The sequence below is a fragment of the Frateuria aurantia DSM 6220 genome (genome assembly GCF_000242255.2).
GTDB lineage: Bacteria > Pseudomonadota > Gammaproteobacteria > Xanthomonadales > Rhodanobacteraceae > Frateuria > Frateuria aurantia.
This window is the reverse complement of sequence record NC_017033.1, coordinates 2406558-2421977: the sequence shown is the minus strand read 5'-3', so window position 1 is coordinate 2421977 and position 15420 is coordinate 2406558. Positions and strand designations below refer to the sequence as shown.

Annotated in this window: 7 protein-coding genes, 3 tRNA genes and 2 pseudogenes; 9 read left to right on the top strand and 3 right to left on the bottom strand. The window is 62.7% G+C overall.

Features of this window, described 5'->3' with window-relative positions; genetic code table 11:
• Window positions 1–81: 81 nt before the first annotated feature.
• The gene (locus tag FRAAU_RS11310; protein ID WP_014403659.1) at window positions 82–2523 is read right to left on the bottom strand and encodes a membrane-bound PQQ-dependent dehydrogenase, glucose/quinate/shikimate family; all 2442 of its coding nucleotides are present in this window, start codon (window positions 2521–2523) and stop codon (window positions 82–84) included.
• Between the two features lie 1196 nt (window positions 2524–3719).
• Between FRAAU_RS11310 and FRAAU_RS11305 the strand changes: the two genes are divergently transcribed.
• The 8 genes from FRAAU_RS11305 (at window position 3720) to FRAAU_RS11265 (ending at window position 12882) form a co-directional block, all read left to right on the top strand.
• Window positions 3720–6167 (top strand): glucose/quinate/shikimate family membrane-bound PQQ-dependent dehydrogenase, encoded by a 2448-nt coding sequence (locus FRAAU_RS11305; protein ID WP_014403657.1) that lies wholly within the window; start codon window positions 3720–3722, stop codon window positions 6165–6167.
• A 460-nt stretch (window positions 6168–6627) separates the two neighbouring features.
• The gene (locus tag FRAAU_RS11300) at window positions 6628–7182 is read left to right on the top strand and encodes a sorbitol dehydrogenase family protein (protein ID WP_014403656.1); all 555 of its coding nucleotides are present in this window, start codon (window positions 6628–6630) and stop codon (window positions 7180–7182) included.
• A gap of 4 nt (window positions 7183–7186) precedes the next feature.
• The gene (locus FRAAU_RS11295) at window positions 7187–8794 is read left to right on the top strand and encodes a GMC family oxidoreductase (protein WP_014403655.1); all 1608 of its coding nucleotides are present in this window, start codon (window positions 7187–7189) and stop codon (window positions 8792–8794) included.
• Window positions 8791–10176: a cytochrome c gene (locus tag FRAAU_RS11290; RefSeq protein WP_014403654.1), complete on the top strand. Its 1386-nt coding sequence runs from the start codon at window positions 8791–8793 to the stop codon at window positions 10174–10176. Before FRAAU_RS11295 ends, FRAAU_RS11290 begins: the two co-directional genes overlap by 4 nt.
• Before the next feature lie 855 nt (window positions 10177–11031).
• On the top strand, window positions 11032–11580 hold the full coding sequence (locus FRAAU_RS11285) for a GNAT family N-acetyltransferase (protein ID WP_014403653.1): 549 nt from the start codon (window positions 11032–11034) through the stop codon (window positions 11578–11580).
• 293 nt (window positions 11581–11873) lie between these two features.
• Window positions 11874–11991 (top strand) — tRNA-Ser (locus tag FRAAU_RS11280).
• 105 nt (window positions 11992–12096) lie between these two features.
• Window positions 12097–12214 (top strand) — tRNA-Ser (locus tag FRAAU_RS11275).
• Window positions 12215–12792: 578 nt separating this feature from the next.
• A tRNA-Ser gene (locus FRAAU_RS11265) sits at window positions 12793–12882 on the top strand.
• A 247-nt stretch (window positions 12883–13129) separates the two neighbouring features.
• Here FRAAU_RS11265 and FRAAU_RS11260 read toward each other — a convergent pair.
• Window positions 13130–13549 (bottom strand): annotated as a pseudogene (locus tag FRAAU_RS11260) (transposase); the annotation flags it as partial.
• A gap of 1 nt (window position 13550) precedes the next feature.
• On the opposite strand from FRAAU_RS11260, the pseudogene FRAAU_RS11255 reads away from it, so the two are divergent.
• Window positions 13551–13937 (top strand): annotated as a pseudogene (locus FRAAU_RS11255) (transposase); the annotation flags it as partial.
• Between the two features lie 461 nt (window positions 13938–14398).
• Here the strand turns inward: FRAAU_RS11255 and FRAAU_RS11250 are convergent.
• Window positions 14399–15328 carry an aromatic alcohol reductase gene (locus FRAAU_RS11250; RefSeq protein ID WP_041270549.1) on the bottom strand — a complete coding sequence of 310 codons (930 nt, stop codon included), beginning with the start codon at window positions 15326–15328 and terminating at the stop codon, window positions 14399–14401.
• Window positions 15329–15420 lie beyond the last annotated feature (92 nt).

Sequence of the window (15420 nt, the reverse complement as noted above, 5' to 3'; positions counted from 1 at the left end):
GTGATGCAAACAAGCCTCCGTCGATGGCGGAGGCTTGAAAAGGCGGCGGGAAGTCCCGCCGCCAACCGACCGGGGGATCGGTTACTTGCTGTCTTCCGGCAGCGCGAAGGCTTCCAGTGTGTCCCCCATCCTGGTGCCAAGCGAGCCATGGCCACCGGCCATGATCACCACGTACTGGCGGCCGGTCTTGTCCGAGACATAGCTCATCGGATTGGCCTGGCCACCGGCCGGCAGACGCCCCTTCCACAGCACCTTGCCGTTGCGGATGTCATAGGCGCGCAGATAGTAGTCCAGGGTCGCGCCAAGGAAGGCCACGCCACCGCCGGTGGTCACCATCCCGCCAAGGCTGGGTACGCCCAGCGGCAAGGCAATCGGAACCGGTGCACTGTCGCGGGTAGTGCCGTTCTTCAGCATCCAGCTCTTCTTCATGGTCTTCAGATCGACTGCGGCGACATAACCCCACGGCGGTGCCTGGCAGGGGAAGCCCAAGGGAGACAGGAAGGCCTTGATTTCCACCGCGTAGGGGGTGCCGTACTGCGGCTGCAGGCCCATTTCGTTGCCACCGGCGGTGTCCGCATTGGCCTGCGCACGGGGCACCAGTCGTTCCAGGAAGCCCATGAAATTGGGGTTCAGCAGCATGACCTGGCGGACCGGATCGATGGCGGCGCCGCCCCATTCGAAGATGCCCAGCGGTCCGGGCGAGATCAGGGCACCCTTGATCGGGCCCTTGCCGTCATCCACGGTCTGCGGAGTGAAGGGGCCTTCGTAGCGGTGTTGTCGGAAGATGATCCGGCAAGCCAGCTGATCAAAAGGCGTGGTACCCCACATATCGGCTTCCTTGATCGGGTCCTTGGGCAGATAGCTCAGGGCCGAGAAAGGCTGGGTCGGCGACAGCTTGTCACCGGGAGCGGGGTTGTCGGTAGGCACCGGTTTTTCCGGCGCCGGCACCAGCAGCTGGCCGGTCGCCCGGTTCAGCACATAGATGTCGCCACGCTTGGTGGTGGCGATCAGGGCCGGGACCTTGCCGCCGTCACGATCCAGGTCGACCAGACTGGGCTGACCGCCGATATCCATGTCCCAGATATCGTGATGCACGGTCTGGTAGACCCAGCGGACCTTGCCGGTGGCCAGATCCAGGGCGACGATGGCGCTGTTGTACTTCTCCGCCTCGGGAATCCGGTCACCGCCCCAGGTATCCGGGGTCTGATTGCCCATCGGAATATAGGCCAGGCCCAGCTTTTCGTCGACGCTGGAAACACCCCAGGAATTGGGCGAGTTGTTGACGTAATGTTCGCCATCCTTCAGCGGGGCGCTCTGGTCCGGACGCGCCGGATCCCAGGCCCACAACAGCTTGCCGGTCACCGTGTCATAACCGCGGATGACGCCCGAAGGTTCATCGTTGGAATAGTTGTCGGTGACACTGGCCGCGACCACCAGCACGTGGCGCGAGACGGCAACGGGCGAGGTCGGCATCAGGAAACCTCGTTTGGTCATGCCCATGCCGTGATACAGCCCGATCACGCCGTGGTCGCCGAAGCTTTCGCACAGTTTGCCGGTATCGGCATCCAGGGCGATCACGGTGGCATCCATGGTCGTGGCAAAGATGCGGCGCGGGCATTCGCCGACGGCGATCGGTGCATGGGTATCCGCAGCGGGTGGCACACCGGTGCTGGTGGCTGCCGCCGGGGCTCCCGCCGTATCGGCGGCGGCATCCCAATAGGACACGCCACGACAGATCATGTGCTGGTAGCTCTTGGCATCACGATTGATCTTGGGATCATGTCGCCACAGCTCCTTGCCGGTGTCGGGGTCCAGCGCGATCACGATATTGTGCGGCGTGCAGATATAGAGCTTGCCGTTGACCTTGAGTGGGGTCACCTCGTTGGCGATCTCCACCGGATCATCGGGCCCCTTGAAATCACCGGTATGGTAGGTCCATGCCGGCTGCAGCTTGGCCACGTTTTCAGGGGTGATCTGGCTGGCGGGGGCGTAGCGGTCGCCGTAACCGTTGCTGCCGAAGGCTGTCCAGTCCTTGCCGTTGCTGCCGGGCGCGGGGCTGCCGACCTGACTGCCGGCATCATCGATGGTGGCATGGATGTCGTGATAGTCCTTGAACTGGGACACGATGCCGACACCGGCGATGACGGCCAGGCTCAAGCCCAGCGGTGCCCGGCCGCCCTTGCCCGGCAGTCCGCGCTGGACCATTGGCAACAGCAGCAGCAGCCCCAGCAGGAACCAGATATCCAGTCGTGGCAGCAGCTGCCACCAGTCCAGTTTCACTTCAGCCACGGCCCAGACCGTGCTGGCCAGCAGGACCAGTGCATAGAGCCACAGGGCCGAGCGCCGGGCGGACAGCAGCAGAGCACCGCTGAGGGCGATGCCGGCACCGGCGAGCAGGTAATACCAGGACCCGCCCAGGCGGATCAGCCACAGGCCGGCGATGGCCGTGGCCAATCCCACCAGCAGAAACAGCGCACCGGACAAGCGAGGCCAACGCTTGTTGTGCAGAGGAGGTGTGCTCATAGATTCAGATCCATCTTCAGGTTGGTAATCGACTTTCCACACAGCTGCACGAAGGGTATGGCTGGCAGATAGGTACGGACGTCCATCCGGTCCGCGTCTGCCATCAAGCTGTTCCGCACGATGGGCCGGAAGCTCGCGATCAATGCACTGCCCACAGGCTGGAATCCTCGTCACCTCGATCAATGTCGGGATCAATGTCAGGTGGGGCGAGAGGTGACCCGGTGACGAGCCATTGAATCCTAGCAGTCTGCGACAAAAAAACACATGTGGCTGTGCAATAAGCTTTGGCGTCGCTGCAGATCAGGGACTGCGCCTTCATCGTCAGGCATCGCTGAAGCCTGTATCCACGGCCGTGGCGTCATCCACTGGAAGCTGGAAGAATGCCGTCAAGGTGTCATCCGGCGCCGCGGTGAACCCGGGCCGCCCGGCGATTCGGGCGGCAATATGCGACATGATTGGGCGGCAAGCTTCTCGACACAGGCCGTTCCGTCATCGGCCTCCGGCTCTGAATGGCCTGATCGCGAAACGCGATCGCAGTCGGTGGCCTGCCATGCCGGCTGACGAAATCAAGGCTTGGTGCTGGCTTGTCTGGCACTTGCCCGTTGGCCCTCCCAGCTGTTTGGCGGCGAGGGTGGGTGATGTTCCGCACTGCGCTTGCAGACAACGTGGCGGCCGGGCCGGCTGCTGCGGGCAACTGGTATCTGATTGGTTAAAGGTCCATAATGTCACATGGCAGTGCGTCGTCTGCCCCGGTCGGGAAGACGCCGAGTCCCGGCTGTCCTCCCTGCAGGGAGGTCGGCTCCGGGTCGACCATCGTGATCCAGGCCGGGCGTGACCGGCGACGCCGCCATGCAAAGCCAGCCTGAAGTGGTTGCATGATGGTCATGCCATCGCCCCGCCTCGGTCAGCCATGCGTCAGCGCAGACATGAGGCTGGATTTCAAACGGTCCACCCGGTGTTCATCGTGTTTGATGCGGACGGGGAATCCCCGTCTCGTCGGCACAGAACCTCGAGGATTTTTTGGATCGATTCAAATCTTGTGGATGTTTGCACAATCAGGTGCGGTGGTTCCGGATCCGGGGCAGATGACCGGGTTTGAAATACAAGGTGATGGTGCCGTAAGCGGCGACAGGTTCTGCGGAACGGTTGCCACCAGAATTTGAGCTGGAACACAAGCTAAGGATTTTCCAACGCGTATGAACAATAAAACTTCAAGCGGTATGTGGCCGGCGATCGCCGGCGGCATACTGATACTGCTGGGGCTCGTATTTGCCGCTGGCGGTGGTTACCTGGCCAGTCTCGGTGGTTCCTGGTACTACCTGCTGTCCGGTGCGGGCATTGTCATTTCCGGTGTGTTGCTGGCCCGCGGCCATCGCAGTGGTCTGTCGCTGTTTGCCCTGGTCCTGCTGGCCACGGTGATCTGGTCCATTGCCGAAGTGCGTTTCGACTGGTGGCAGCTGGTGCCGCGCATTTCCGTGTGGTGGGTGCTGGGCGTGGTCCTGCTGCTGCCCTTCATCAATCACAAGCTGGGTGAGCCCGGCAAGCGCAGCGGCAATGGCGCGCTGGTGCTGGCGGTGCTGGCCGGTGCAGTGACCCTGGCGGCTGGTCTGTTCAACAAGACCCATGATCTGGCCGGTACCGTGCCCGAAGTGGCGGGTGCCACCGATGCGGAAGATGCACCCGGTGTGAGCGACAAGGACTGGACCCAGTATGGTCGTTCCAGCTTCGGTGACCGCTTTGCGCCTGCCAAGCAGATCACCCCGGAAAACGTGTCCAAGCTGAAGCTGGCCTGGACCTTCCACACCGGTGATTTCAAGGGTCCCAACGATCCGGGTGAAATCGCCAACGAAGTGACCCCGATCAAGGCCGATGGCAAGCTGTTCATCTGTACGCCGCACAATATCGTGATGGCGATCGATCCGGACACCGGTGCCGAGCTGTGGCGCTACGACCCGAAGATCAATCGTGATGCCAAGAGCTATCAGCACATGATCTGCCGCGGCGTGACCTATTATGATCCGTCCAGCTTCGCTGCCAATGCGGATGTGGCCACTGCCGCTTCCGCCGCGCCGGCTGCTGCGACCAGCACCGCCGTCGCCGCCAGCTCGGCGATCATGGCCGAGTGCCCCCGCCGCATTTTCGCGCCGACGGCCGACGCCACCGTGATCGCCTTGAATGCCGATACCGGCAAGCCCTGCGACAGCTTCGGCGACCATGGCAAGATCGATCTGACCCAGGGCATGCCGATGAAGCAGCGCGGGTTCCTGAATCCGACCTCGCCCCCGGCCATCAGCAAGCATATCCTGATCCAGGCCGCCTCGGTCACCGACAATGATTCCAGCTTCGAGCCCTCGGGCGTGATTCGCGGCTACGACGTCGACACCGGCAAGCTGGTCTGGAACTGGGATCCGTCCAACCCGGATGACACCGCGCCGCTGGCTCCGGGCAAGGTCTATGTCCACAATTCGCCGAACTCCTGGTCGGTGTCCAGCGTGGATGACAAGGCCGGCCTGGTCTATATCCCGATGGGCCTGCAGACCCCGGATATCTGGGGCGGCAATCGCAATCCTGAAGGTGCCAAGTACGCGACCTCGATCGTGGCTCTGGACGTGAATACCGGCAAGATCCGCTGGAGCTTCCAGACCGTGCACCACGATGTGTGGGACATGGACGTCGGCGGTCAGCCGACCCTGGTCGATCTGGATACACCGCAGGGCAAGCAGCCCGCGCTGATCGCCTCGACCAAGACCGGCAACATCTTCGTGCTCAACCGCCTGACCGGCAAGCCGATCGTGCCGGTGACCGAAGAGCCGGCCCCGCAGGGTGCCGCTCCCGGCGATACCGTCAGCCCGACCCAGCCGCATTCGGCACTGTCCTTCAGCCCGACCACGGCCAAGGAGTCGGACATGTGGGGTACTGATCCGTTCAGCCAGCTGGTCTGCCGGATCGAGTTCAAGAAGCTGCGCTACGAAGGCCAGTTCACTCCGCCGTCGACCCAGGGCACCCTGGCCTATCCCGGCAACTATGGCGTGTTCGACTGGGGTGGCGTCACCGTGGATCCGGTGCGTCAGCTGCTGATCGCCAACCCGAACTACCTGGCATTCGTATCCAAGCTGTACCCGCGTGACCAGATCAAGGTCGAAGGGGGCTCCGGTACCGAGCAGGGCCTGCAGCCGATGAAGGGCACTCCGTTCGCGGTGGATCTGCATCCGTTGATGTCGCCGCTGGGTATTCCCTGCCAGTCGCCGCCGTGGGGTTACATGACCGCCGTCGATCTGCGCACCATGAAGAAGGTCTGGATGCACAAGAACGGTACCGTGGTCGACAGCGCTCCGCTGCCGATTCCGCTGCCGCTGGGCGTGCCCAGCCTGGCCGGTGCGATGACCACCGGTGGTGGCGTGGCCTTTATGGCCGCGGCCCTGGACAACGTGCTGCGTGCCTATGACGAGCGTACCGGCAAGGTGTTGTGGTCGACCCGTCTGCCCGCCGGTGGTCAGGCCACTCCGATGAGCTATGTCTCGGACAAGAACGGTCGCCAGTACGTGGTGATCATGGCCGGTGGCCATGGTTCGCTGGGTACCAAGATGGGTGACTCGCTGGAAGCCTACGCGCTGCCTGAAGGCACGGCTGCCAACGGCAAGTAAGCGAACTGCCCGGACCGGGCGGCGGCTTTGACGTCGCCGCCCCCTGAGCCAGCCCCCGCCATCGGCGGGGGCTTTTTTGTTTTCGCACCGGGATTTCGCGTGCCTGCAGCGCGGAATGGCTTCGGTCGGACACGAGGTGTTTGCGTTCGCAGCATGTCGCCGGGCCGGCCTGCACGCCTATATCGGTATCCGTGCTGGGGTCTTGACTGCGGCGGCGCACCACTGACGGTGCTTGCAAAGCTTTCCGGCATGCGGCCGAATAACGCAGTGTCGGCCGTTGCAGCGGCCATGCCAGCTTGTATCTGCCGTTTTCGAGCCAGCCAGGGAGTTGATGTGATGCATTCGATAAGACGGCGTATGCGCCCTTGTTCTCCACTCTTCATGAGAGCGCTCCCCGATCTGGCGTATGCCGCCAGACCATCGTCGTGGTCGCAGGATCGCCTGCTGAAGGAGGGGGCCTATGGGCGGCGCTGAATCGGGCGGGCCGGTGGATCTGCATCGCCGGCGTTTGCTGCAAGGCACCCTGGCTGGCGTCGGCCTTGCCTGGCTGCCATGGGATACCCTGCTGGCTGATGGTGCTTCCGCATCCGCAGCAGCCGAAGTACGCGCCAGCCCGGACTGGAATCAGCTGGTCCAGTGGTTGACCGCTGCAGATCTCGACGGTGCCGTCTTGTTGCGCGGGCATCAGGCGCTGGCGGCAACCCGCCCCGGATTCGAGTCGGCCTGGCCGGAGCTGCTGGCGGCGATGCGCCAACAGAGAGTGCACGATCCCGATGCGTTGGCGGCTTCACCCTTGTTTCAACAGGAACCCCAGCGAGCCATCGCGCTGGCCATCATCAGCGCCTTCTATCTGGGCCATGCCGGCGAGGATGATCAGCGCCAGCTGGTCAGTTACGAACAGGCGCTGATGTATCCGCCGACGCTGGATATCACCGTGATTCCGACCTATGCACGCGGCGGCTACAACGACTGGGTAGCCGCGCCACCGACCGGCATCACCGAAGGACAGGGTTAATCGAATGGCGACACATGTGGATTATGATGCCGATGTCATTGTCGTCGGCTCCGGCATGCTGGGTTCGTTGGCCGCGACGGCCCTGGCCGTGGCGGGAAAGTCGGTGATCATGCTGGAAGCCGGGCCGCGCATGCAGCGCTGGCAGGTGGTCGAGAACTTCCGCAATACCGCTGACAAGACCAATCCCAATCTGCCTTATCCCGACCTGCCATGGGCCATGAAGTCCTATGGCGGCAAGTATTCGGACACCTATTGGCGAAATACCGGACCATTTCCGTTTCGTCCCGGCATGCTGAAAGTCGTGGGCGGCACTACCTGGCATTGGGGTGCGGCGACCTGGCGTTATCTGCCCAGCGACATGAAGCTGCACAGCACCTATGGCGTGGGTCGTGACTGGCCGATCAGCTACGAGGATATCGAGCCCTGGTACCAGCTGGCTGAGGAGGCGATGGGGGTGGCCGGCAATGATGCCGATGATCAGACGGGCAAAGGGGGAACCCAGGCGCCGCGGCGCTCCAAGCCTTATCCGATGCCGGCACTGGGGTGGAGCGATTTCACCCGCAAGGTGGCGGATCGTCTGAACGGGGCGGGCTTTCATTTCATCGATGAACCCAATGCGCGGAACAGTCGCCCCTATGATGGTCGTCCTGCGTGTCGAGGCAACAACAACTGCATGCCGGTATGCCCGATCGGTGCCATGTTTTCCGGGGATATGCAGGTTGCCAAGGCCGAAGCCGCCGGCGTGAAGCTGATCAGCGAAGCGGTGGTGCACAAGCTGGAAAAGGGAGCGGGCGGAAAGATCACGGCCGTTCGATATCTGCGCCCCGATGGCAGCGAGCATCGCCTGACCGCGAAATACGTGATCGTCGCCGCCCATGCGATGGAGACACCCAAGCTGCTGTTGATGTCCGATGTTGCCAACAGTTCCGATCAGGTCGGACGCAATGTGATGGGACATACCGGCGTCAGCCTGCTGTTTCTTTCCAAAGAACCTCTGTGGCCGGGTCGGGGGCCGCAGCAGCAAGGTGGCATCATGGACTGGCGCGATGGCGACTTCCGTCGCAGGCATTCGGCCGGCAAACATTCGCTTTCCAATGCGGTTCCCAACCATGAGGTCGCGGCGCGCCTGCTGGCGCAAGGCGTGATCGGCAGCGCCCTGAATCGCCGTATCCGCGAGGACTCCGCCCGCTGGGTCAGTGTCTCGACCATGCTGGAACAGCTGCCGGATCCAGCCAATCGCATTGTGCTCTCCTCCAGTCGACGCGATGCACTGGGCTTGCCGATGCCGGATCTTTACAACGATCCCGGCGATTATCTGCGTGCAGGCGTGGCGCCGATGCGTCAGGACTACCGTCGTTTCGTGGAACTGTTCGACGGTGAGTTGATCAAGGATGACGGCGAGCTGGAGAATCACGACCATCTGATGGGATCGGTGATCATGGGCGCCGATCCGCGCGATTCCGTGGTCGATGGCGATTGCCGAAGTCACGACCATCCCAATCTGTTTCTAGTTACCACCGGCGTGATTCCCGCAGCGGGTGTAGTCAACCCCACCTTGACCGGGGCGGCACTGGCGTTGCGGGTGGCCGATCTGCTGGGGCGTGAGGCATGAACCGGCGCATACGCTGGCTTGCAGCCGCCGCGATCCTGCTTGTTTCAGGCGCGTTGCTGGCACAGGAGGGCGCGGTCGACGCAGCGGCCCGGCTGGCCAAGGGGCGCTATCTGGTCACAGCGGCTGATTGTGTCGCCTGCCATACCGTGCCGGGCGGCAAGCTGATGGCTGGCGGGGTGCGCATCACCACACCGGTCGGCGAGCTGGTGACGCCCAACATCACCCCGGATGTCGAGCATGGCATCGGCGGCTGGACCGAAGACGAGTTCTATCACGCTCTGCATGAAGGCATCGGCCGGCACGGTGAATACCTGTACCCGGCGTTTCCCTTTGATGCCTATACCCATTTGAGTCGGGACGAAGTGGCCGCGATATGGGCCTATCTGCAGTCAGTGCCTGCCGTGCCCGTGAGCGCACCACCGTCCTCGTTGCGCTTTCCCTACAATCATCGCAGCCTGTTGTGGGGCTGGCGGCTGCTCAATTTCAGGCAGGCCGATGAACGCCCTGTGCCGCCTCTGGATACGCCCGTTGCACGCGGTCAGCATCTCGCCGAAGCGCTGGCACATTGCGGCACCTGTCATACGCCGCGCAATGCCTCGATGGGTATGGATGCCGGACGATCGATGCAGGGGGGCAGTCTGGGGGGCTGGTATGCTCCGGACCTGCGCCCCGGGGGAGAAAACTCGATAGCGGCATGGTCTGACGAGGAGCTGGCCAGCTATCTGAAAACAGGGCGCGGCCCTCATGCGGTGGCGGCCGGGCCGATGGCGGAAGTCGTCGAAAAATCCTTGTCGGAACTGCCGACAGGCGATATCGATGATCTGGTCGCGTGGCTGCGCAGCCTGCCGCAGGATCCGGTTCGTGCCGGCCAGCCCGCGCCGGTGCCGGCGAGCTCAGGCGCGGCAGGCACAGCTGCCTTGCTGGGTGAGTTGCGGCATACCTACCATGGTGAGCAGCTGCCTGACGATGGTGCCCACATCTTCGCAGGCCTGTGCAGCAGCTGCCATGGCCTGGACGGGCGAGGCGGGCCGGATCGCGTCTACCCGGATCTGCTGCAGGCGGCCTCGGTCCATGGCGCACAAGCTGACAATCTGGTCATGGTCATCCTGCAAGGCGTGCACCGTTCTGCGCCGGCGCGACCTGCCGACATGGCGGGCTATGCCAACCAGCTGGATGATGACCAGGTAGCGGCATTGACCAACTGGATCTCGGCCCGGGCCGGGGTGACGCGACACGTCGATGCTGCAGAGGTGGCGCGTCTGCGGGCGCAGAGCGCCACCAGCAGCCGTGGACTGCGTGCCATCCTGATCGGCGTGGGGGCCGGTGTCTTGCTGGTGCTGGTGCTGATCCTGCTGTCGCTTCGGAGAAGACGGCGACGCTGATGCCTCTGGCGATCACCGGGGGCGGTTCCGTTTCGGCGGCAGCCTCCGGTGATCAGCGTATGCACGAGATGAAACCGGGGGCTGGCCGACGGCAACAGTCGGCATGTCCGGGAATGAGTTCACTCCGTGAGCCGAGATGCAGGCAGCTGGTCTCGCAATGCAACGGCGGACACGGCGGATCTGGTTCGTGGCCAGGGCCTCCGGGATAGATGCGCATCGAGGTGCTCCCGACAGCTGCTGGGCCCTTGCCGGACTCGCGGAAATGCCTGCTCGCTTTTCTGCCGCCGCGTGAGCTGCTAGGGGAAGGTGCGTCCTGTCACCGGCAGGGTTATGGCAGCGGCATGCCGGGTGCGGTGCATGACCTTCGGCGGGTCGGCGCCGGGGAATAGGATAAATGGCTCTGCCTGGGGCTGCAGGCAGCGATTGCGCAGCCCGATGCAGCACGATCCCGGCGCAACTCAGGTTGAGGCGGCCAGAAGCTGGCTGAATCCACCGGCTCCAGCCGGCTGAGGCCTGGGCAACAGAGGGGCGCACGTGGCTGCCCTGGTGGACCATGATCCTTTACAGGCAGGCGCGGGCAGCAAAGCCGGGAGCGACAAGCCCCGCTTTTCATCCTGACGATGATGCGTACCTGCTTTCATGCGGGTATCGAGCAGATCTGCGATGCCGTCTTGTCTTGCCGGATGGGTGAATTTTCGGCCGGGGAGTCGCCAGCCAGGACTATTTGCGGCAACATCGTCAGCGGACGTCATCTGGACCTTGCCTTGCCTGCAAGCCGTGATGATGAAAGGCCTATGTAGCCGACGTATGGATCGATACGGATCGGTCACCTGAACCCAATCAAGGACCCATTGGATGACTTCTTGCCCGGCCATGGGGCTGCCGAGACTGATCGAGTGCAACGAAGCCGAGCACGCGCAGGCGATCCGTGCCATTTTCAATCATGCCATCGAGCATTCCACCGCCTTGTACGAGTACGCACCGCGGTCGGCTGAGCGCATCCAGGCCTGGTTTGCCGCCAAGCGCGAAGGCGGCTTCCCGGTGCTGGGCGCCATCGATGCCGACGGAGAGCTGCTGGGTTTTGCAACCTGGGGCCCGTTTCGGCCGTTCCCCGCCTACAAGTATTCCATGGAACACAGCGTCTACGTGCGCCACGACCAGCGTGGCAAGGGTGTGGGCTCGATGTTGCTGCAGGCCTTGATTGCCCGCGCCGCCGAGGCGCAGGTTCATGTCCTGGTCGGCTGCATCGATGCGGCCAATACAGGCAGCATCCGGCTGCACCAGCGCTTGGGTTTCAGCCACGCCGGGACTTTTCCCCAGGTGGGTTTCAAGTTCGGCCGCTGGCTGGATGCGGCGTTCTACCAGCTGAGCTTGGCCGGGCCTGATCAGCCACAGGATGGCTGAAGCCGGATGGCGCGATCAGCGTCGCCCTTCAGGCCGCCGGTAGCCGAGGGCAACGGGCCGCTCAGTGATTGACAGGATGCCGGCATTGACCGTTGCCTGGGTGCAGGAACGGGACGGCAGATCACGGGAAAGCGGCGGCAAGCGGGTCATGCCACCCACATGTGCACGACAGGCTCCCAGACGTGGGTTCCACTCTTCGGCATCACGATGATCGGATGTCATCTGAAATCAGGTCGGCCCGAGACTCTGCTGGAATGGTCGGCCTTCAGGGCAACACTGAAGTGACAGTTTCTGGAGAGATGGCCGAGCGGTTCAAGGCAGCCGTCTTGAAAACGGCCGTAGGTGCAAGCCTGTCGTGGGTTCGACCGGTTCCATCGGAACAGCCGCAGGCTGGTCATCCCACCCTCTCGGGCCCGCCGCCTTTCAGCGCGACGCGGCTCTGTCGCCCACCAGGCTAAACACCTCAGATCCGCTGGAATCGCCAGTCCGAGCGCAATGCTTGGACCAAGTTGTTCAGGAGAGATGGCCGAGCGGTTCAAGGCAGCCGTCTTGAAAACGGCCGTAGTTGCAAGCCTGCCGTGGGTTCGACCGGCTTCATCGGAACAGCCGCAGGCTGGTCATCCCACCCTCTCGGGCCCGCCACCTTTCAGCGCGACGCGGCTCTGTCGCCCACCAGGCTAAACACCTCAGATCCGCTGGAATCGCCAGCCCGAGCGCAATGCTTGGACCAAGTTGTTCAGGAGAGATGGCCGAGCGGTTTAAGGCAGCCCTCTTGAAAACGGCCGTAGGTGTAAGCCTACCGTGGGTTCGACCGGCTCCATCGGAACAGCCGCAGGCTGGTCATCCCTCCCCCAAGGGCCCGCTGCTTCTCCGGGTGACGAGGCTCTGTCACCCACCAGGCAAGACACCTCACATCCACTGGAATAGCCAGTCCGGGCGCAACGCCTGGACCAAGTTGTTCAGGAGAGATGACTGAGCGGTTCAAGCCAGCCGTCTTGAAAGCGGCCGTAGTTGCAAGCCTACCGTGGGTTCGACCGGCTTCATCGGAACAGCCGCAGGCTGGTCATCCCACCCCAACGGTCGCGACAGGCTCTAAGAAGCGAGCAGGTCACCTCTAGCATCACCATCGTCGGAGCGATCTGGAGCTAGGCGCGTGCCGAGGATTCCGTTAGAATGATCGAGCTTCAGTGCAACACTGAAGTGACAGTTCCTGGAGAGATGGCCGAGCGGTTTAAGGCAGCAGTCTTGAAAACTGCCGTAGGTGTAAGCCTACCGTGGGTTCGAATCCCACTCTCTCCGCCACTCCCCCAAAGTTGCGAATCCTCAAAGTCTTCGATGCCTCTCCGATTCCACGTTGAGAGTGGGACGAGCACCCACGCGGGTTCGACGCGCGCAGCGCGAACAGCCGCAGGCTGGCCCCGAGCGTAAGCGAGCGGGTGAGGCGCTAAGCGTTGAATCATCCCACTCTCCCCGCCACTGATTTCGATCGATAGTTCGTGGCAGACCGTAGTGTGAGGGTGTGCAGAATTTCGTGTAACCGGGATTTGAATTACCGCTGAGGAAGTCGCCCCTCGAACTGAATCGTAAAGCGGTTCAAGGCGGCCTTCCAGTCGCGGATCGGCATCGTCCATTTCTTGCTGATGTTGCGCAGCGCCAAGTAGAACAATTTCAGCAGTGCGTCGTCGCTCGGGAAGGAGCCGCGATTCTTGGTGAGTTTGCGCAGACTCATGTTGACCGACTCGATCGCGTTGGTGGTGTAGATCACTTTGCGGATCTCTGGTGGGTAGTCGAAAAACGGGATCAAGCGGGACCCGTTGCGCCGCCACGACTGACCGATCGGCGGGTACTCGGTGTCCCACTTTGCTTCGAACTCGGTGAGCCGCTGCTCGGCCCCCTCGACGGTCGCGCAGGCATAGATGCGCTTGAGGTCGGCCGCCACTTCTGCCCGCCGTTTCCACGACACGTAGTTCGAGAGTGCCCCACCTGAGGTGGTTTCGCGCGAGCTCGGCGTGAGTGTGAGCACGCTGGAGATTTGGCGCGCCCACGCGCTGGGCCAGCCGGCTCAAGACCGGACATGGAGCGCGGCGGCACGGCTGCAGGCAGTGATTGTGACCGCCGCGATGGATGAGACTTCGCGCAGTGCGTGGTGTCGCGAAAACGGCCTCTACCTGCATCAATTGCAGCAGTGGATGGACAGCGCGACCCAATCGCTGGCGACGCCGGAGGAAGCCCGGGCCAGCCCCTCGCAAACCAAGGATGACCGACGTCGGATCAAAGACCTGGAGCGTGAGCTCCGGCGCAAGGATGCGGCCTTGGCGGAGGCGGCAGCCTTGCTGGTGCTGTCAAAAAAGGGCCGGTGTCAAGCCCTTCGTACCAATGACTGACGGCATGAAACGGTAAGTGGGACAATAGGTTATCTATTGCGGAGGCGGCTATGGGAGGTCTCAGTATTGTGAGCTAGGAGCCACATAGGAGCGTCGGGAGAGTCAGGGGCATCGTGCTTCGTAGGGCTCGATTGCCTACACAGCGGCGCTTATCGGTTCATCGTAGCCCAATACGTCGTCACTTTTCAGAATAACGAATGCGCAGCTTCGGGCTACGCGCCCGAGGAATCATCCGTTTAGTCAGCGACCAGCATCCGCTCGATTTCGGGTGTGTGGTATTGCTGCAATGGGATCGGGCGACTCATGCCGGCTGATGAACGCAATACGCATCAGCCGGCCAGTCGATTTTTCGGATCCACGCTTGGCGTTGGAAAGCGCCACGCTCGGCTTGTCCCCTGATGGAGGACGCGCACAGTCTCATGCAAGCGACCGGGTCAGGCTTCCAACAGGTGCTGCAGGTAATGCGCGACATCGACTGTTTCAATGCCGTGTTTTGCATTGAATGTGTTGGCCTTGTCCCACCACATCCCATCACCCAGCGCGAAGGCGGCCCGGTAGCGCGTCATGACATCATCAGGAGCCAATGCAAGGTCGGCGCGCAACTTATCCAGCGACCACAGCGTCTTCTCGAACGCATATCCGGTGACGCGCTCGACGACCTCGGCCAACTCGCCATAGGAAATCGTATCGCCGGCCACATACACCACCTCGTTGGCGATGCGCGGCTCGGCCAGCAGTATCTCCGTGGTGAGCCTGCCAATGTCTTCCGGCGTCGTGACCGTGACCCTGGTGTCCCAGGTGCCCAGGCCATGGACAGTCTTGGCGGCAAGGTTCACCACGTCGAACGCCGGCTCGAACAGGAAGCTGGTGAACATGCCGGTGGAGATGATCACCCACTCGGTCTGCTGCTGCGCGCGCAGCAGTTGGCGTACTTCATATTGCTCGTCGAACACCGGTTGGCCACTGCCCTGTCCGACCACATCGTAGTCAACGCCGAACTGCCACGGGAAATAGCGCTCGACCTTGGCGGCTAGCGCGGCGCGGGTGATTTTCAACTGCGTGCCGGGGCCAGCGACGAAGCCGGTGCAATTGACCACCGTGCGATAGCGCTCAAACAAGGCTTGCAGGGCGGCGGCATCGCCAGCCAGATCGAAGCCAATGACCTGCACGCCCAACGCCTGCAAGATACCGAGACTTTCGATATCCCCGGGGCGGGAGCTGGAGACAGTCTGCGGTGAGACAACAACCGTGACCGATTGGCGGCGCTCGGCCGCGCGCGGAGCGAGCGCACGCAGCACCGCCATGCCCAGTTGACCGGCGCCAAGGACCAACAGGTCACGGCGATAGGATTCGTTTGCTGACATAGGCATAATTTCTCATACTCAAATAAATGAATCATTTCGCTCCAGCCCGCGAGAACGGCGAACGAGCGACTCCGCTACGAGAATCACGCAAA

What these genes read in the sequence shown, in the direction of transcription:
- FRAAU_RS11310 (WP_014403659.1), bottom strand. Translation starts at nt 2,523, where the DNA reads ATGAGCACACCTCCTCTGCACAACAAGCGTTGGCCTCGCTTGTCCGGT.
- FRAAU_RS11305 (WP_014403657.1), top strand. Translation starts at nt 3,720, where the DNA reads ATGAACAATAAAACTTCAAGCGGTATGTGGCCGGCGATCGCCGGCGGC.
- FRAAU_RS11300 (WP_014403656.1), top strand. Translation starts at nt 6,628, where the DNA reads ATGGGCGGCGCTGAATCGGGCGGGCCGGTGGATCTGCATCGCCGGCGT.
- FRAAU_RS11295 (WP_014403655.1), top strand. Translation starts at nt 7,187, where the DNA reads ATGGCGACACATGTGGATTATGATGCCGATGTCATTGTCGTCGGCTCC.
- FRAAU_RS11290 (WP_014403654.1), top strand. Translation starts at nt 8,791, where the DNA reads ATGAACCGGCGCATACGCTGGCTTGCAGCCGCCGCGATCCTGCTTGTT.
- FRAAU_RS11285 (WP_014403653.1), top strand. Translation starts at nt 11,032, where the DNA reads ATGACTTCTTGCCCGGCCATGGGGCTGCCGAGACTGATCGAGTGCAAC.
- FRAAU_RS11250 (WP_041270549.1), bottom strand. Translation starts at nt 15,328, where the DNA reads ATGTCAGCAAACGAATCCTATCGCCGTGACCTGTTGGTCCTTGGCGCC.